At 70.4% G+C, this 17,676-nt stretch carries 15 protein-coding genes and 3 pseudogenes; 6 read left to right on the forward strand and 12 right to left on the reverse strand.

Annotation, left to right across the window (positions count from 1 at the left end; all coding sequences use genetic code 11):
• Positions 1 to 247: 247 nt before the first annotated feature.
• The 5 genes from J7E86_RS27315 to J7E86_RS27335 all read right to left on the reverse strand — a co-directional run bounded on the left by J7E86_RS27315 (position 248) and on the right by J7E86_RS27335 (position 5,484).
• The gene (locus J7E86_RS27315; protein WP_215085294.1) at positions 248 to 946 is read right to left on the reverse strand and encodes a demethylmenaquinone methyltransferase; all 699 of its coding nucleotides are present in this window, start codon (positions 944 to 946) and stop codon (positions 248 to 250) included.
• A gap of 215 nt (positions 947 to 1,161) precedes the next feature.
• A complete protein-coding gene (locus J7E86_RS27320; protein ID WP_215085296.1) occupies positions 1,162 to 1,785 on the reverse strand; it encodes a Uma2 family endonuclease in 624 nt (207 codons plus the stop codon).
• A gap of 99 nt (positions 1,786 to 1,884) precedes the next feature.
• Entirely contained in the window at positions 1,885 to 2,532 is a 648-nt protein-coding gene (locus tag J7E86_RS27325; RefSeq protein WP_215085298.1) for a hypothetical protein, read from the reverse strand.
• Between the two features lie 4 nt (positions 2,533 to 2,536).
• Positions 2,537 to 3,748: a cyclic dehypoxanthinyl futalosine synthase gene (gene mqnC, locus J7E86_RS27330; protein ID WP_215085300.1), complete on the reverse strand. Its 1,212-nt coding sequence runs from the start codon at positions 3,746 to 3,748 to the stop codon at positions 2,537 to 2,539.
• A 77-nt stretch (positions 3,749 to 3,825) separates the two neighbouring features.
• Positions 3,826 to 5,484 (reverse strand): serine/threonine-protein kinase, encoded by a 1,659-nt coding sequence (locus J7E86_RS27335; protein WP_215085302.1) that lies wholly within the window; start codon positions 5,482 to 5,484, stop codon positions 3,826 to 3,828.
• Positions 5,485 to 5,736: 252 nt separating this feature from the next.
• On the opposite strand from J7E86_RS27335, the gene J7E86_RS27340 reads away from it, so the two are divergent.
• Positions 5,737 to 6,765, forward strand: a complete 1,029-nt coding sequence (locus J7E86_RS27340) for an alpha/beta hydrolase-fold protein (RefSeq protein WP_308312746.1) — start codon at positions 5,737 to 5,739, stop codon at positions 6,763 to 6,765.
• Positions 6,766 to 6,925: 160 nt separating this feature from the next.
• Here the strand turns inward: J7E86_RS27340 and J7E86_RS27345 are convergent, their stop codons facing one another.
• The gene (locus J7E86_RS27345; RefSeq protein ID WP_215085306.1) at positions 6,926 to 7,777 is read right to left on the reverse strand and encodes a menaquinone biosynthetic enzyme MqnA/MqnD family protein; all 852 of its coding nucleotides are present in this window, start codon (positions 7,775 to 7,777) and stop codon (positions 6,926 to 6,928) included.
• 297 nt (positions 7,778 to 8,074) lie between these two features.
• On the opposite strand from J7E86_RS27345, the gene J7E86_RS27350 reads away from it, so the two are divergent.
• Complete coding sequence (locus J7E86_RS27350) at positions 8,075 to 8,278, forward strand: cold-shock protein (protein ID WP_014144190.1); 204 nt, start codon at positions 8,075 to 8,077, stop codon at positions 8,276 to 8,278.
• A 191-nt stretch (positions 8,279 to 8,469) separates the two neighbouring features.
• Here the strand turns inward: J7E86_RS27350 and J7E86_RS27355 are convergent, their stop codons facing one another.
• Positions 8,470 to 10,287, reverse strand: coding sequence for a long-chain fatty acid--CoA ligase (locus J7E86_RS27355; protein ID WP_215085308.1), 1,818 nt, complete (start codon positions 10,285 to 10,287; stop codon positions 8,470 to 8,472).
• Positions 10,288 to 10,428: 141 nt separating this feature from the next.
• On the opposite strand from J7E86_RS27355, the gene J7E86_RS27360 reads away from it, so the two are divergent.
• Both J7E86_RS27360 and J7E86_RS27365 read left to right on the forward strand, forming a co-directional pair.
• Positions 10,429 to 11,475, forward strand: a complete 1,047-nt coding sequence (locus J7E86_RS27360; RefSeq protein ID WP_215085310.1) for an AraC family transcriptional regulator — start codon at positions 10,429 to 10,431, stop codon at positions 11,473 to 11,475.
• 84 nt (positions 11,476 to 11,559) lie between these two features.
• Positions 11,560 to 12,720 (forward strand): lipase family protein, encoded by a 1,161-nt coding sequence (locus J7E86_RS27365; protein ID WP_215085312.1) that lies wholly within the window; start codon positions 11,560 to 11,562, stop codon positions 12,718 to 12,720.
• Positions 12,721 to 12,725: 5 nt separating this feature from the next.
• Here the strand turns inward: J7E86_RS27365 and J7E86_RS27370 are convergent, their stop codons facing one another.
• Both J7E86_RS27370 and J7E86_RS27375 read right to left on the reverse strand, forming a co-directional pair.
• On the reverse strand, positions 12,726 to 13,349 hold the full coding sequence (locus tag J7E86_RS27370; protein ID WP_215085316.1) for a TetR/AcrR family transcriptional regulator: 624 nt from the start codon (positions 13,347 to 13,349) through the stop codon (positions 12,726 to 12,728).
• Positions 13,350 to 13,683: 334 nt separating this feature from the next.
• Positions 13,684 to 13,827: pseudogene (locus tag J7E86_RS27375) on the reverse strand (dicarboxylate/amino acid:cation symporter); the annotation flags it as partial.
• Between the two features lie 169 nt (positions 13,828 to 13,996).
• Here J7E86_RS27375 and J7E86_RS27380 point away from each other — a divergent pair.
• On the forward strand, positions 13,997 to 14,692 hold the full coding sequence (locus tag J7E86_RS27380; protein WP_308312745.1) for a recombinase family protein: 696 nt from the start codon (positions 13,997 to 13,999) through the stop codon (positions 14,690 to 14,692).
• A gap of 86 nt (positions 14,693 to 14,778) precedes the next feature.
• Here the strand turns inward: J7E86_RS27380 and J7E86_RS27385 are convergent, their stop codons facing one another.
• From J7E86_RS27385 to J7E86_RS27395, 3 genes and pseudogenes are all read right to left on the reverse strand, one after another.
• On the reverse strand, positions 14,779 to 15,252 hold the full coding sequence (locus tag J7E86_RS27385; RefSeq protein WP_215085318.1) for a hypothetical protein: 474 nt from the start codon (positions 15,250 to 15,252) through the stop codon (positions 14,779 to 14,781).
• Positions 15,253 to 15,364: 112 nt separating this feature from the next.
• Positions 15,365 to 16,364: pseudogene (locus tag J7E86_RS27390) on the reverse strand (IS5 family transposase).
• A 73-nt stretch (positions 16,365 to 16,437) separates the two neighbouring features.
• On the reverse strand, positions 16,438 to 16,731 hold the full coding sequence (locus tag J7E86_RS27395; RefSeq protein WP_215085314.1) for a hypothetical protein: 294 nt from the start codon (positions 16,729 to 16,731) through the stop codon (positions 16,438 to 16,440).
• A 248-nt stretch (positions 16,732 to 16,979) separates the two neighbouring features.
• On the opposite strand from J7E86_RS27395, the pseudogene J7E86_RS27400 reads away from it, so the two are divergent.
• Positions 16,980 to 17,636 (forward strand): annotated as a pseudogene (locus J7E86_RS27400) (transposase family protein); the annotation flags it as partial.
• Positions 17,637 to 17,676 lie beyond the last annotated feature (40 nt).

A 17,676-nucleotide genomic window follows, 5' to 3' on the forward strand; every position in this document is an offset into this window, starting at 1 on the left:
GGGCACGGCCGGCGCGGCGGGCGCAGAGGCGGCGGGCGCGGACGCGGCGGGCGCCGCCGGGGCCGTCTGCCGCAGATCCCGCCCGCACGTCATGCAGAAGTGCGCGTCCGGTGGACACGCGGAGGCGCAGGCAGGGCAGTTCGGCGGCATAGGGGCACTCCGGGGCTCAGGCAGTGTCAGGCGCGGGAAACCTTGATCGTATCGATTCGGCGCGCCCTGGCCATGACAACAGCCCCCGGAGACCCGGTCAGTCGGAGAGCTTGGTGCCCCGGTGCAGTGCCACGACGCCGCCGGTCAGGTTGCGCCACGCGACCTTGCCCCAGCCCGCCTCCTGGAGCCGCGCGGCCAGCGCCGGCTGGTCCGGCCACTCGCGGACCGACTCGGCGAGGTAGACGTACGCGTCCGGGTTGCTGCACACGGTCCGCGCGATGGGCGGCAGGGCCCGCATCAGGTACTCGCTGTAGACCGTGCGGAACGGCGCCCACGTGGGGTGGCTGAACTCGCAGATCACCACGCGGCCGCCGGGCTTGGTCACCCGCAGCATCTCGCGCAGGGCGGCGTCGGTCTCCTGGACGTTGCGCAGGCCGAAGGAGATGGTGACGGCGTCGAAGACACCGTCCGCGAAGGGCAGCTTCGTCGCGTCACCGGCGGTCAGCGGCAGCCAGGGGTTGCGCTTCTTGCCCTCGCGCAGCATGCCGATGGAGAAGTCGCACGGCACGACGTAGGCGCCGGCGGCGGTGAACGGCATCGAGGAGGTGCCCGTACCGGCCGCGAGGTCCAGGACCTTCTCGCCGGGCCGGGCGTCGACGGCCTGCGCCACGGCCTTGCGCCACAGGCGGGCCTGCCCGAGCGAGATCACGTCGTTGGTCAGGTCATACTTCGCCGCCACGTCGTCGAACATCGCGGCGACTTCGTGCGGCTGCTTGTCCAGGGAGGCTCGGGTCACGGACCCATTCTTCACCACGGGTCCCGCGGGCCTTTGGACGGGGACGGCTCGCCCGGGAAGGACCGGTCGTCCCGCGGTGCCGACTGCGCTCGCTCCTGTGCGCCCCCACCCCGAGGACCGCCGGCCCCTTGCCCGCCGCCGCCCCCTCGGCAACACGGCTGATGCCGCTCTGACGTGCGAGGACGCGCTTCTTACGGATCACTTACGAGGTCAGGTCACAGCTCGACGAGACTCGCCAGGTCGATCGTGAGGGGGAATGGCCGGTCGGTCTCCAGCTTGCCGGCGTGCACAGGACGGTCGGGAGCCGAGACGTACTGCCCCGTCTCCCGGTGGAGCCAGTACTCATGCACCTCGGGGAGGCCGTCCTCGCCGCGTTCGACGCGCCAATAGTTCTTCACCCCTGCGGCCGCGTACATGGCGGGCTTACGGACGCGGTCGTCCTGGCGCGAGCCGGGAGACACCACCTCGACCATAAGGACGGCTTTGGTCACGGGGATAAATTTTTCTTTGAAGATGTCGAGATCCGTCTTGTCGAAGACGACGATGTCCGGGACTGGAGGGTTGTTCTCGTCGATGAAGACACACTGCTCCGAGTCGACCAAGTAAGGCTCGCACAGGGCATCTTCCAGGCACCTCACGAGCCTTCCCCGCACACGGTTGTGCCACCAGACCGTCCGCCCTCGAACCACGATCACTCCGTCCACAAGCTCCCAGTCGAACGGCAGCTCCAGGTCTTCCACCTGGTCCACCGTCCAGCCCTCCTCGGGCGGGAACATCCAGTTCTCAGGAGTGGCCTTCACAGGCACTTCCGTGGCCTTCTTCAGCCGTTCTGCGACCATTACTGCTCCCATGGGCATGAGTCTGGACGCGGGTGCGGATCGCGGTCCCATATACGACGGTAGCGTCACCCGAAGTAATGAACGGGCTTCCACGCCGCCTCACCGGCGCCGGTGGACCAGCCGTCCGCCCAGCACCGTGGCCACGCACGTCCCCGCGCCCGCCGTCGGCAGGGCCGCCTCGTCCGGCACGTCGAAGACGGCGAGGTCCGCCCGGCCGCCCACGGCCAGCGGCGCCCCGGCCGCGCCGGGAAGGTCGAACGCCTCGCGGAACGGGTCGAGGTCCGGCTCGCCGACCAGGATGCCGGGAGCGCGCAGCGCGGACACCACCCGCAGCCCCGAACGCGCGACCGCCGCCGAGACGACCGGATCGGTGAACGTGCCCGCGACCGCCGTCGTCCCGTGGCTCAGCATCTGCTGGAGCCCCCGCCGGACGCTGCCCGCCCGGCGGGTCTCGGTCATCACCAGGGCCGCCAGGCGCTCGCCGGTCAGCGGACGGTCGCCGAGCTCGTCGTACTCGCGCGGGTCCGGGTGGTAGGCGCGGGTCAGCAGCCACACCGCGTGCCACTGCCGCAGGCCCGGCGTGAGAACGCCCGGCCAGCGGCGCACGCGCGCGCCCGGGTGCGCGGCCGCCACTTCGTCGTACGGGCCGATGGCCGCGACGGTGTCACCCTCGACGGCCACCGCGCCGTCCGCGACGGGTGGCGCGCCCACCGGCAGGACGAGAGGCGCCGCGTGCAGCGTCAGCAAAGGGTCAGCTCGCCTGGACGATCTTCAGCTCGGGGTGTGCCGTGCCGCCCTCGATCGCCGTCGACGACAGGTGCGAGACCACGCGGTCGTCGACCGGGTCGTTCGCCGGGTCGTCGTGCACGAGCAGGTGCTCGTACGTCGTGGCGCGCTGCGCCGGCACCCGGCCCGCCTTGCGGATGAGGTCGATGATCTCCATCCGGTTGGAGCGGTGCCTGGCACCGGCCGAGGAGACCACGTTCTCCTCCAGCATGATCGAGCCGAGGTCGTCCGCGCCGTAGTGCAGCGACAGCTGGCCGACCTCCTTGCCCGTGGTCAGCCAGGAGCCCTGGATGTGGGCGACGTTGTCGAGGAAGAGCCGCGCGACGGCGATCAGGCGCAGGTACTCGAAGAGGGTCGCGTGGGTCCGGCCCTTGAGGGTGTTGTTCTCGGGCTGGTACGTGTACGGGATGAAGGCGCGGAAGCCGCCCGTGCGGTCCTGCACGTCGCGGATCATGCGCAGGTGCTCGATCCGCTCGGCGTTGGTCTCGCCGGTGCCCATCAGCATGGTGGAGGTCGACTCGACGCCCAGGTTGTGGGCGAGCTCCATGATCTCCAGCCAGCGCTCGCCGGACTCCTTCAGCGGCGCGATGGCCTTGCGCGGCCGCTCCGGCAGCAGCTCGGCGCCGGCGCCCGCGAAGGAGTCGAGACCGGCGGCGTGGATGCGGCGGATGGCCTCCTCCGCCGTGACGCCCGAGATGCGCGCCATGTGGTCGACCTCGGAGGCACCGAGGGAGTGGATGACGAGCTGCGGGAACTCCTTCTTGATGGCCGCGAAGTGCTCTTCGTAGTACTCCACGCCGTAGTCCGGGTGGTGGCCGCCCTGGAACATGATCTGCGTGCCGCCCAGCTCGACGGTCTCCGCGCAGCGGCGCAGGATGTCGTCCAGGGGCCGCGTCCAGACCTTGTCGCTCTTCGGCGGGGCGTAGAAGGCACAGAACTTGCACGCGGTGACGCAGGAGTTCGTGTAATTGATGTTGCGCTCGATGATGTACGTCGCGATGTGCTCGACGCCGGCGTAGCGCTTGCGGCGCGCGGCGTCGGCCGCCGCGCCGAGCGCGTGCAGCGGCGCGGAGCGGTAGAGCTCCAGCGCTTCTTCGGGGGTGATGCGGCCACCGGTGGCAGCGCGGTCGAGGACGGCTGCGACATTTACAGACGTAAGGTCGGCGTTCTCGGTCACCGGGGCATCCCTTCGGAGGGGGTTTGCACGACCGATCCAGCCTACGCCAGCCCTGTGACGGTCCCGATGGCGGCCGGTCAGCCGGACTTCCGGGTCAGGGCGGCGGTGGGCTTGCCGCCGCGCGCGTCGTCGGAGGTGTAGGTGAGCCTGCCCCCGTCGGCGAGGGTGAAGGTGATCCGCGCGGTGTCGCCCGTGCAGCCCGGCCCCGGGGAGCCTTCGCTGACCTCCTCCAGGGTGATCCGGGTGGCGGTGGCGTGGACCAGCTTGGCCTTGCTGCGGCACTCCAGCAGGTTCAGTACCGAGTACGTCGTACGGGCGACGTACGCGCCCTTGGCACCGCCCGTGATGGCCGCGGTCATCGTGCCGTTGGGCGCGCCGTCGGACTGGCGGATGTCGCCCGTCCACGTGCCGAGGAAGTCCTTCGGGACGGCGTCCGCCGAGCCGGTCTCCCGGGGCGAGGCGCTCCCCGGCCGCGCACCGGCGGGCCGGTCCGTGTCCCCGCCGCGCCCCGGCAGCAGGTCGAAGACGAAGGCCAGGGTGGTCGCGACGGCCAGTGCCGCCGCGACCGACAGCACCAGCGTGCAGCTCACCCGCCGGCGCCGGTCCCGGCCGGCGCCCGCGGCGGCCGACAGCGCGACCTGCCGCTCCACCGGTCCGGAAGCCGGCCCCGGCCCCGGCGGCACCTCGCCCGGTCCCGTCAGCGGCGGCACCGGCGGGGGCGCCGCGTCCGCGACCTGATGCACCCCGTTCATCCCGTTCCCGTACGACGGATCCGGCGGCCCGAAGGCCCCCGCTCCCTCGGCGGCGACGGGAACCGCTCCCGGAGTCGGAGCCTCCGCCTCCAGGTCCAGCAGCTCCACCGCCCGCCGGCTCACCTGTTCCAGCAGCGGCGCGGGCAGCCAGCCGGCCCGTACGAGCCCCCGCGCGCCCTCCGCCGGGGCCAGCCGGCGGGCCACCTCGGACGGCGCGGGCCGGTCCCGCGGCGCCTTGGCCAGGCAGTCCTCGACCAGGGACCGCAGCTCTCCGGTGAGGCCGGGACCGAGCACCGGCGGCTCGTGGACCACGCGGTAGAGCAGGGCGGCGGAGCTGTCCCCGGGGAAGGGCGGCTCGCCCGTGGCCGCGTAGGCGAGGACGGCACCGAGCGAGAAGACGTCCGCCGCCCCGGTCACGTCCTGGCCGAGGATCTGCTCGGGCGACATATAGCCGGGCGAGCCGATCGAGACGCCGGTCGCGGTGAGGGAGGCCGTGGCGTCCGTCGCGCGGGCGATCCCGAAGTCGATCAGCCGCGGCCCGTCCAGGGCGAGGAGCACGTTCGACGGCTTGACGTCCCGGTGCACCAGGCCCAGCCCGTGCACCGCCTCCAGCGCCTCCGCGAGCCCGGCGCCCAGGACCCGTACGGTCGGCTCCGGCTGGACGCCGGTGTCCACGACGGCCTCGGTGAGCGAGGGACCCGCCACATAGCCCGTCGCCACCCACGGCACGGCGGCGTCGGGATCCGCGTCCAGCACCGGCGCCGTCCACGCGCCGCCCACCCGCCGCGCGGCCTCCACCTCGCGCCGGAAGCGGGCCCGGAACTGCTCGTCGAGGGCGAAGTGCGGGTGGACGACCTTCACCGCCACCGTCCGCCCGCCGGCACTGCGCCCCAGGTACACCCGGCCCATGCCGCCCGCCCCGAGCCGCCCCAGCAACCGGTACGCGCCGATGACCTGCGGATCTTCCGACAGCAGTGGCCGCATCGGGACCTATGCCTCTCCCCCGGTGGGGCCTTGGCAGCCCCGATTTTCAGCCTATGACTCAATTCACGGAGTGTCCCAGGAACCCCGAGGCGGGATTTGCCCATCCACAAGGACGGAACAAACCGTCATGTCCTTCGGGGCAGCAGCATCATCCGGAGCGACGCGATGACGCATTCACCTCACGGGGCCTACCAGTCCCACGGCCGCCGCCGTGCCTCCCGAGCCAAAAAATGGACCATAGTCGTGGCCTCCATAGCCGTGCTCGGGCTGATAACCGCCGGCGTGCTCAACTACCTCAAGATCGGCCCGTTCTCCGAGAAGGGCAAGCCGGTCAGCTTCGGCCAGGACCAGGCCCAGGGCGGCCAGGCCGGCGGCACCGACGGCGCGCAGCCCGCGGACTCCAAGGTCCTCATGCCGACCGGGCCGACCGCGCAGTTCAAGAACTCCAGCGGAACCCTCGCCGACGGCACCCAGGTCGCCGTCACCACCCTGGACGGCAAGAAGTCCGGGTTCAAGGGCAAGGTGTGGGTCTGGGCGCCCAAGGAGTACAAGGACCCGAAGTTCGCCAAGAGCGGCTTCCCCGTCCTGATCGCCCTCCCCGGCGGCCCGGGCTTCCCGGCCAACTACTGGATGGACGACAACCTCGGCCTGGAGTCGTCGATCTCCAAGTGGTACACCGAGGGCAAGAGCAAGCCGTTCCTCCTGGCGATGCCCATCCTCAACCCCAAGCCGGACACCGGTGGCCTCTACTGGGACGGCAGTGACATCCCCGGCCAGCCGAAGATGGGCACCTGGCTGACCGAGGACGTCCCGGACCTGATGAAGGCCAACTTCCGCACGATCAAGTCGCGCGACGGCTGGGCGTTCATGGGCTCCTCCTCCGGCGGTTTCTCGGGCCTGAAGGCGGTGCTGAAGCACCCGGACAAGTTCAAGGCCGTGATCGCCTCCGGCCCGGACATCGTCCCGGACTCCCCGCTGTGGAAGGGCCACGAGAAGGAGAAGAACGAGAACAACCCCGAACTGCTGGCGAAGCAGCTGATCGCCGCCAACAAGCCGGGGTCGGACGTCTATCTCGCGTTCCAGTACGGGACGAAGGAGAAGAGCGTCATCCCGCACGTGGACAAGTTCATCGCCACGTACGGCAACAAGGGCCCCGTCCACACACGCCTCGAAGTGATCCAGGACGGCAGTCACAACGCCAAGACCTACGTCGAGGGCATGGGCAGGGGCAGCATCAAGTGGATCAGTGACCACATGGAGGGCCCGGTCCCCGCCCCCTGATCCACCCCGGTCGGCACCGACCCCGTGACCGCCGGACCCGTCCCTGTTCCCCGGGTCCCGGCAGGCCCCTCCCCGGAGAGGGCCCCAGCAGCATCAACTCGCTCCGAAGCCCTGGCCCCCTCCACGGGGGTCAGGGCTTCCGCGCTGTTCCTGGCAGAGGTCAGGACGACAGCAGCTCCACCCGTACGTCCGCCGGGAAGCCGGTGGTCGGCCCCGTACGGCGGGCGAACTCGGTGACGCCCGCGAGCTGGTCCGGACCGAAGCGGAAGTCCAGCGTCGTGAAGTAGCGCTCCAGCAGCTCGGCGTCGAACGACTCCCAGCGGGCCGCCTGCTCGGCCACCTTGCCGACCTCCTCCAGGGACACGTCCCGGGAGGCGAGGAACGCCTCGTGGACCTTGGCGACGATGTGCGGCTCCCGGGCGAGGTAGTCCCGGCGCACGGCCCACACCGCGAAGACGAACGGCAGCCCCGTCCAGTCCTTCCACATCTGCCCGAGGTCGTGGACCTCCAGCCCCAGCCGGGGCGCGTCGTGCAGCGAGGCCCGCAGGGCGGCGTCCCCGATCAGCACGGCGGCGTCCGCCTCCTGCATCATCAGGCTCAGGTCGGGCGGGCAGGTGTAGTAGTCCGGCTCGACGCCGAAGCGGTCGGCCAGCAGCAGCTGCGCCAGCCGTACGGACGTCCGCGAGGTGGAGCCGAGCGCCACCCGGGCACCGTCCAGCTTGTCCAGCGGCAGCTGAGAGACGATCACGCAGGACATCACGGGGCCGTCGCAGCCCACCGCGATGTCGGGCAGGGCGACCAGGTCCTCGGCGTTGCGCAGGTACTCGACCAGGGTGACCGGGCCGATGTCCAGATCGCCGGCGATCAGCTGCTCGCTGAGCTTCTCGGGGGTGTCCTTGGTGAGGTCCAGGTCGAGCAGCGTGCCGGTGCGGGCGAGCCCCCAGTAGAGGGGCAGGCAGTTGAGGAACTGGATGTGGCCGACGCGGGGGCGGGCTGAGGCTGAATTGTCCACATCTGGAGGCTAGCCCCGGACGTCTGTGACGGCTGGGGCGGGGTCGCGGCACCCGGCTGTACGACAGGGGCCCGACCGTCGATCTTTTCCGGCCGGAAGACCGGGAAAACCATCCGACAGCGTGATCTTCGACTCTTTCGCAGCAAGAACCTCGCGTGCTAGGCTCGCCGCAAGTTGCAGTTTGGTTTCCCTTGCAGTACAGAGCCTGCGGAGCATGTGACCCCGCAGGCTTTTGTAGTTTTCAGACTTCTCGCAGGTTCTGGAGCAGGGCAACCCTTTGGGCCCAAGGAGGGCTTTATGGCTACCGGAACCGTGAAGTGGTTCAACGCTGAAAAGGGCTTTGGCTTCATCGCCCAGGACGGCGGGGGCCCCGACGTCTTCGTCCACTACTCCGCGATCAACGCCGCTGGCTTCCGCTCCCTCGAGGAGAACCAGCAGGTCAACTTCGACGTCACGCAGGGCCCGAAGGGCCCGCAGGCGGAGAACGTCACCCCCGTCTAAGTCTTCGGATCCCTTCGATCCGGCGGCTCAGTCGTCCGACCGATCGCGGTCGTATACGCAGTACCCAAGGAGCCCTGCCCTCTTCCGCTTCGGCGGAGGGGCGGGGCTCCTGCCTTTCACTGGTTCAAGGGGTCGCGCAACGGAATTTGAGCGTTTGAGCATTTATCCGGACGCTTTTCTTTCGCTTCTGTTCATACGGCGTCTGTTTCGTGGATCGCTTGTTCATGGATCTTCTCTTCCCGTAGCGCTTCGTACAGATCATCGATCTCCCGCGCGTAGCGCCGGGCGATCGCCGCGCGCCGGAGTTTCAGCGTGGGCGTCAGCGCCCCGTCCGCCACCGTGAAGTCGCCGTCGAGCACGGCGAACCCGCGGATCCGGGCCGGCCTGGACACCTGCCGGTTCGCCGCGTCGACCGCCTCCTGGCACAGCGCCCGCACGGCCGGGTGCCGGCCCGGCCGGGTGCCGGGTTCCACGCCCTCACGCCGGGCCCAGCCGGCGATCTCCTCCGCGTCCAGCGTGAGCAGCGCGACCGGGTACGGGCGGCGGTCGCCGACCAACACCGCGCGCGATATCCAGCGGGACTGCTGGAGGGCGAACTCCACCGGTGACGGCGCGAGGTTCTTGCCGCCGGACGTGATGATCAGGTCCTTCTTGCGGCCGGTGAGGGCGAGGAAGCCGTCCGCGTCGAGCGAGCCCAGGTCTCCGGTGCGCAGCCAGCCGTCCGCCTCCAGCACCTCCGCCGTCGCGGCCGGGTCGGCGTGGTAGCCGGGAAAGACCCCCGGGCCGCGGACCAGCACCTCGCCGTCCTCCGCGATGCGCACCTCGCAGCCCACCGGCCTGCCCACCGTCCCGGGCCGCACGGCGCCGGGGTGGTTGAGGCTGATCACCCCGGTGGACTCGGTCATGCCGTAGCCCTCGAAGACCGCGATCCCGCACGCGCGCAGGAAGTCCAGGGTCTGCGGGGCGATCGGCGCGGCCCCGGTCAGCGCCAGCCGCAGCCGCCCGCCGAAGGCCGCCCGTACGAGGGAGAAGAGGTCCTCCTCCGCCTCCCGCCAGGCCGCGAGCAACTCGCCGCCGGGTTCCCCGCCCCGGTCGCGCAGCCCGGCCACCTCCAGCCCGGTCCGGATCGCCGCGTCGAAGCGCGCCCGCCCGTCCGGCCCGCGGGACTCGGCGAGGGCCAGCACCCCGGCGTGCACCTTCTCGAACAGGCGGGGCACGGACGGCAGATAGGTGGGCCGGACCTCGGCCAGCTCGGCGACGACGTTCTCGATCCGGCCGCCGAAGTAGCAGAGCCGGCCGCCCTGGACCAGCGTCGAGAGCTGGACGAGCTGCGCGAAGAGGTGGGCGAGCGGGAGGTAGAGGAAGCTGCTGTCGTCCGGACCGCCGCCGAGCAGGTCCGCGGTGGCGTCGTCCACGGCGCTGAAGTTGCCGTGGGTGAGCAGACAGCCCTTGGGCGGACCGGTGGTGCCGGAGGTGTAGACGATGGAACACACGTCGTCACCCGTACGGGCGTCGGCCCGCGCGAGCAGCTCCGCCAGCGGCGCCCGCCCGGGCAGCGCGTCCAGGACGAGCGCCCCGTCGCCGCCGCCCTCCATCAGCACCACGTGCCGCAGCTCCGGCAGCTTCGCGCGCACCGCCGCCACCCGATCGGACTGCCCCGCGTCCTCGCAGACGACCACGCGTGCCCCCGAGTCGCCGAGCACCCACAGCAGTTCGTCCTGGCCGGCCGTCGGGTAGACCGGCACCACGACCCCTCCGGCGGCGAGCACCGCGAGGTAGGCGCGCGTCCACTCCGGCCGGGTCTCCGCGAGGATCGCCACCCGGTCGCCCGGCCGCACCCCGAGCGCGAGCAGGCCGCGCCCGATGTCCCGTACGGACGCGCGCAGCGCCTCGTAACCGGTCTCCTCCCAGCCTCCGCCGGGGGACCGGAACCGCAGGGCCGTCGACGTGCCGTGCCGTTCGGCCGCCCACTCCGCGAGCACAGCGAGCGTGCGAGGTCGTTGCCGCATGACGCCTCCCAGGAACCAGCCGTCGCCCCCGGACGGACGCCGGGGGAAATCCCTGACGTTAAGGAACGCTTCCGGCATCGGGCATGACCGGAACCGTCAGCACCGCTGACCCCAACGCTCAACGCGGCTACCGTGCTGCCCATGAGCAGTGGCACGATCACCGTGCACTATGTGCGGGCCGCTCTCGGCGGCGCGCGGCGACTGGGCATCGACACCGTTCCCCTCCTGCAAGGCGCGCGCATTTCCCCGCTGCTCCTCGGCGACGACCGGGCCCGGGTGACGCCCGAGCAGTTCACCCGGCTCGTCACGGCCCTGCACCGGGCCACCGGCGACGAGTTCCTGGGGCTCGGCCCCCTGCCCAGCCGGCGCGGCACGTTCGCCATGATGTGCCACGTGTGCGTCGGCTGCCGGGACCTCGGCACGGCCCTGGAGCGGGGCACGCGCTTCTACGGGCTCTTCCCCGGCGGCCCCGACCTCGCGCTCGAACACCGGGGCCCGGAAGTGGTGTTCGCCGTCCGCAACGACCTGCGCGCCGTCGCCGAGGGCCGCTTCCTCGCCGAGTCCCTGACCGTCATCTGGCACCGGCTGGCGAGCTGGCTGATCGGCCGGCGGATCCCGCTGCGCTGGGCCGAGTTCGCCCACCCCGCGCCGTCCTACGCCGACGAGTACGGCCGGCTCTTCGGCTGCCCGGTCCGCTTCGGCGCCCGGCGCACCGGCGCCGGCTTCGACGCCCGCTGGCTGGCCGCGCCCGTCGTCCAGGACGAGGCGGACCTGGCGGAGCTGCTGCGGGGCGCCCCCGCCGGTCTGCTCGCCCGGCGGGAGTACGGCACGACGGTCGCCGAGCAGGTACGGCGTTCACTCGTACGGGCGTTGCGCGAGGGGCGGGCCGCCCGGCTGCCGGAGGTGACGCAGCTCGCGGACCGGCTGGCGGTGAGCCCGGCGACGCTGCGACGGCGGCTGCACGAGGAGGGCACCTCCTACCGACGGCTGCGGGACCAGGTGCGCCGGGAGGCCGCGGTCAGCAGCCTGATGGAGGGCCGGGAGCCGATAGCCGAGCTGGCGGCGCGGCTGGGGTTCTCCGAGGACACCGCCTTCCACCGGGCGTTCCGGCGCTGGACGGGCACCACGCCGGGGGCCTACCGCCTCTTGGCGGGCCATTACCGCACGCGGCCGGGTCAGCGAAGCTGAGCTTTCGGGTCAGCTCCTGACTCACCCGTCAGTCACTACGGTCACCTCAACTCACCTAGCACCACCGGACCGTGGGAGAACCGCATGCACCTGCGCACCACAGCCCTGGCCGCCGTCACCGCCCTGGCCGTCTCACTCGGCCTGGCGGGCGCGGGCGCGGGCACCGCAACCGCCGGACAGCGAGCCGCGTCACCGGGCGACGTCGTCAGCACCGCCCCCTCCTCCTTCCACCCCCTGCCCGGCCAGCCCACCAACACCAAGGCGTGGCGCATCACCTACCGCTCCACCACCGCCAAGGGCGCCCCGAACATCGTCTCCGGCACCGTGATCGTCCCGCAGGACGGCAGAACGGGCCCGCGCCCGCTCGTCACCTACGCCCTCGGGACCGTGGGCCTCGCCGACCGCTGCGCACCGTCGGCCGGCTTCCCGGACGGCACGACGATGGAGGCCAACCTCATCCAGCAGCTGACCCTGCGCGGCTGGGCGGTCGCCGTGACCGACTACGAGGGCCTGGGCACGCCCGGCGACCACACCTACGCCGTCGGGCGGGCCGAGGGGCACGCCGTCCTCGACGCGGCGCGCGCGGCACTGCGGCTGCCGGAGGCGGGGCTGGCCAAGAACTCGCCCGTCGGCATCATGGGCTACTCCCAGGGCGGGCAGGCCACCAGCTGGGCGGCGGAACTGCACGACGCGTACGCCCCCGAGCTCAACCTCAAGGGCACGGCCACCGGCGGCGTGCCCGCCGACCTCCTCAAGACCACCGACTACAACGACGGCGGCATCGGTGCCGGCCTCATCCTCATGGCGGCCGCCGGCCAGGACGCGGCCTTCCCCGAACTGGACCTCGACGCGTACCTCAACGACAAGGGCCGCTCCTACGTCCGCTTCCTGAAGAACAACTGCGTGTCCGCCAATGTCGTGGCCGGGCTCTTCAAGCGGATCTCCGACGTGACGGTCAGGAACCCGCTGTACGAAGCGGACTGGCAGCGGGTGCTGCGCTCCTCGAACCTCGGCACGCACGCACCCGACCGGCCCGTCTACCTCTACCACGGCGTCGTCGACGAGCTGATCCCGTACAGCGTCGGCAAGCGGCTGCGCGCCGACTGGTGCGCCAAGGGCGCCACGGTCCAGTGGAAGTCGCTGCCGCTCGGCGAGCACGCCCTGGGCGTGATCACCGAGTCGGTCCCGGCCGCGAACTGGCTCGCGGACCGCTTCGCGGGCAGGCCCACGTCCGGCAACTGCTGAACCCCCTATGAACGGGCGGCCACCCAGCCCCGCCCGTTCATCAGGTTCTCCAGCCCCGCCCACGCCAGGTTCATCAGCGTCTCCGCCGGATCCCGCTCCGGGGGCGCCTCGTCCGTACGGTCGTTGGACCACCCGGCGAGGGATTCGGCGGCGCCCACGAGCGCGTGGGCGAGCCCGGCTGCCTCACGGTCGGGCAGGGTCCGCCCGCAGCCGCCGCGGGCGGTGTCGGCGATCAGGTGCGTGACGACGTCGACGAGCTGCTGCCGCAGCGCCGCTATCTCCAGCGCGAACGGCTCCCCGTGCGTCCGCGCCTGGCAGTGCAATACCGCCCAGCTGTCGGGGTGCGCGGCGGTGTGCGCGAAGAAGGCGCGCAGCCCGTTCCACAGCCGCCGGTCGGCGGGCGCGGCCGGGTCGACCGCCGCCCGTACGGCCGTCATCAGCGCCTCGGCCTCACGCCGGATGCAGGTGCTGAAGAGCTCTTCCTTGGAGTTCAGATAGAGGTAGACCAGCGGTTTCGACGCCCCCGCGAGCTCGGCTATCTCGTCCATCGACGCCGCGCGGTAGCCACGGCGTGCGAAGACCTCCACCGCCGCGTCGAGCATCTGCCGCTCGCGCACCTCGCGCGGCATGCGTTTGACCCTCCCCTTGGGCTTCATCCCGGCCTCAGCAGCGTCGGTCTGTGCAGCGTTCACGACAAACGTCCCTCCGCCCCCGTCACGTTACCGGCAGGTAATGTTACGGGGAGGAGGGGCACTCTGGAGGAAAGTTCCGGCCGAAGCGGCCGGACCGACGATTTCAGGCCAGAAACGATCAGGCCGCCCGACGGCTACCGCCTCACGGACGCAGCGCGGGAGTGAGCCCCGGCCACTTCCGGATCGAGGCGATGGCCTCGACGGGCGCGCCGCTCCACACAGCTGCGCCCCCGCATCTCGACGAGACCGGGGGCGCATCCATGAGCCCTGCCTAGGCAGCGGCAACCACTACCTGCGGCTCGGCGTCGAGCTTCGAGCCGTCGGCCGTGTCGTACGCCTCGCGGTCCAGGATCCTCTCCCGGGCGGAGACCAGGATCGGGACGACCGATTGTCCGGCCACGTTCGCTGCCGTCCTATGGGTATGCATGTTCCCAGGACGGGTGATCTAGGGGGTAGTCGGTCATGGCCAAGCCGAAACGAGTCGGCATCTACGTACGGATCAGTAAAGACCGCAAGGGCCAGGAGCGGGGGTCCAGCGCCAGGAGAAGGCATGCCGCGAACTCTGCGACCGCATGGAGTGGACCGTGCTGAAGGTCTACCCGGAGAACGACACGTCGGCGTCGACGACGAGCAAGAGGCGACGCAAGGTCTACCTGGAGATGCTGCGCGACGCTCGGAGCGGTGTGATCGACGGCATCGTCGTCTACTCGATTGACCGCCTGACACGCCGCATCACAGAGCTCACACACTTCTTGGAGGAACAGAAGGAACTCGGTTTCGCATTCGCCGCGACGGAGGGCGAGGACACCGCGACAGCGAACGGCCGGATGATCTCGACGATCAAGGGTGCCGTGGCGCAGCAGGAGACCGAGCGCATGTCCGAGCGGATCAACAACTCACTGTTGCAACGCAGGGAGATGGGAAAGCCGCACAAGGGCGGTAGCCGCATGTTCGGGTTCGGTCCGAACAATGAGGGGCTGGACGACTGGGAAACCGAGCTCATCCAACGTGGCCACGACATGTTCATGGCCGCAGCAGGCCCCGCAACTCCGGGCGACGTGGGGCGGATGTGGGACTCGGCCGGGTCCCGCACCCCGGAAGCCGGCCGACCCTGGACGAACCACTCCGTCAAACGGGGTCTACCGGGCGGAGCGCACCGGCGGCATCGTCACGTACAAGGGGCAGGACATCGGGGACAGCATCTACCCGAGCCCGTTGACACGCACGGAGTGGCAGAACGTCAACGCCGTCCTCGACAGCTTTTCCACGCCCGCCCATAAGGACTCGGGCAAGAGGAAGCACCTGTACTCAGGGTTCTTGAAGTGCTGGAACTGCGGGTCGACCATGCGTGACACGGGTGACTCCGTCAGCGGATCGCCCTGCGGTGTAGCCAGCGGCCTCGCCGTCGACGCGCAGCCTGGGCGGCAGCCAACGTCGCCGCCAAGCCGTTCCGGCTGCGCAGGGTGTCGGGGTGGCCGGGCCCCAGAATGCGATGCACCGTACCTTCACAGCCTGCCTCCACACCGGCGGCGCGAAGGGACTCGGGCAGGCCAAGAAGTCCGTAGCGGTGCAAGCCCGCCAAAGCAGCTTCCACAACCACGACAGTTACTTGTTCACCCGTCGCGGCAGCCAACAGACCGGGAGTGACCAAAGACCGCGGGACTGGGGCCTGGGCCAGCAGAGACAGCATCCGCAACACCGGACGGGCCAGTGCATTCCCCTCAGTCGCAAGCTGGTTCAGGGACAATTCCCAGGTATGCCGCACCACCTTGCGGGCTGTCTCCGGATCGGAAGCGTCTGGATGTTTTGCGCCCACCAGCGTGGACAGCTCAGCACCCATAGCCTGGAGATAGTGAGTGAAGGTCTGATAGCGGCTGGTGGGGGTCGCCAGGTAGATGCCGACCGCTTGGAGAGCAAACGGCAGCCGACCTAGGACCTGTATCGAGTCGTGATCACTGAGTGGTTCGGGTGAGGTCCTTGATCCAGCTCATGGAGGCGCGGAGGTGGAGTGCGGCGAGGTAGCTTTCGGGGGTCTTGTCGTAGCGGGTGGTGATCCCGCGCCATGCCTTGAGCTTGTTGATCAGGCGCTCGACGGTGTTGCGCTCTTTGTAGAGCTCGGCGTCGTGGGTGACGGGCCGGCCGCCGCGTTGGCCCTTCTTCTTCCGGTTGGCGGCCTGGTCCTTCTTCTCCGGGATGACTGCCTTGATCCCGCGTTCGTGCAGGTGCGGTTGCCGCGAGAGGAGTATGTCTTGTCCGCGGCGACCGCGTCCGGTCGGGTGCGGGGGCGCCCGACGGGCCCGCGGACGCGCACTTTGGCGAGCACAGGGATGAACTGCGGGCTGTCCGCGGCCTGGCCAGCGGTCAGGATCAGAGCCAGGGGCCGGCAGCGACGGTCGGCAGCCAGGTGGATCTTGCTGGTCTGTCCGCCTCGCGAGCGCCCGAGCAGAGCGGCTTTCAAACGGAGCTTGCGCCGTCGCCGGACGCGCCGCCGTTCAGCCTGGCCGGGATCACAGACGTCACCCTGTCCGTCTTGTTCCTCCGCGCCGCCCCCTTTTGCCGGGCCGCCTCCGCCTCGACGGCGGCCTTCTCCAACGCGTCCAGGACGCCCTCCTCCAAGCACACCCCGGCCGCGTCGTGGTGGGCCCGGGCAGTCGTGAAGTCCACGCTGACCAGCGACAGGTCCACCCCGCCCCGCTCGGCCGCCTCGGCGACCACCCCTTCCAGCAGAGCCTCGAAGACCCCGGCGTCCCGCCACTGCCGAAACCGGTTGTGCACGGTGGACCAGGCACCGAACCGGCCCGGCATCTCCCGCCACTGCGCTCCCGAGCGAAACTTCCAGATCACGCCCTCGAACTGCTGCCGCAGCCGCTCGGGATACGGGCCGTACTCACCGACCGGCAGATACGGCTCGACGAACCCCCACTCCTCGTCCGTCAGTTGCGCACGCGTCATGTGCACTGGACTACCGGATCCGCCCGCGGAGCGAGGGCGGATCCGGCAAACTGATCACGACTCAATACAGACCCTAGCCAATGTTCACGGCCTGCTCCTGGCCCTGGCCCTGCTGCTGGCCCTGGATCTGGCCCTGGACCTGGAGCTGGGCCTGGAGCTGGGCCTGGAGCTGGGCCAGCAAGGTCAGCAGGGCCTGAATCGGGGTAGCCGGATTCTGATCCTGCTGCTGTTGCTGCTGCTGGGCGGGGCCCGGCGGCGGCTCATCGCCGCCGGATTGTGCATAAGAGGGCGTGGCGAGTGCGATGCCTCCCATGGTGAGAAGGGCATATGTAGTGACGGTGATGGCAACGCGGCGGGTACGGGTCATTCTGTGCCTCTCACGTGGGAATCGGGGGCGATGCCGACTGGGTCTGCGGGAAGCGTTCCCCTCCAAGAGACTGGGTTCACGCGCATTCACCCATGTAGGTAGAGGTGTGCGGATGTGAACTCCTCTGAGTACACGTACTCATGCGCCCGTACCTCCACTGAGCCTTTTTCAACCTGGCTGTGTGGTCGGGGTGTTGGCGGGTGAGGGCTGTACGGAACAGCGAAGCTCCTGGTAGACGGGTTCTCGACAGACGCCTGCCGGTCGGGCGTCTGGCATTGCTCGCCCTGGCCCACCTGCGGTGCGGCGACACCTACGCCCAGCTCGCCGCCGGCTTCCGTATCGGCACCGCGACCGCGTACCGCTACATACGCGAGGCCATCGACGTCCTGGCCGCCGGGGCCCCCACCCTGGACGAGGCGATGAAGACCGTACGGACGAAGGCGTTCGTGATCCTGGACGGCACCCTGCTGCCGATCGACCGGATCGCCGCCGACACCCCGTACTACTCCGAAGAACATAAACGCCACGGCATGAACGTCCAGGTCCTCACCGATCCATTCGGACGCCTCTTGTGGGCCTCACCCGCACTGCCCGGCTCCACCCACGATCTGACCGCCGCCCGCACACACGGCATCATCGACGCGCTCGCCGAGGCGGGCGTGAAGTGCTGGGCGGACAAGGCGTACCAGGGCGCCAGCCGACCAGTTCGCGTGCCGTTCCGGGGCCGCCGGCTCAAGCGGTGGAAGCGTCGGCACAACAGCAGCCACGCCAAGATCCGCTGTCTCGGCGAGCAGGCCATGGCCACCCTCAAGGGCTGGCGCCTGCTCCGCAAGCTCCGCTGCAGCACCAACCGGATCACCGACATCGTGAAAGCCGTCCTCGTCCTTCACCACGCCTCAACATGAGGTTGAAAAAGGCTCCGTGGCATGGTGCACCACGTTGCCC

It is taken from the genome of Streptomyces sp. ISL-11 (genome assembly GCF_018614525.1).
Taxonomy (GTDB): domain Bacteria; phylum Actinomycetota; class Actinomycetes; order Streptomycetales; family Streptomycetaceae; genus Streptomyces.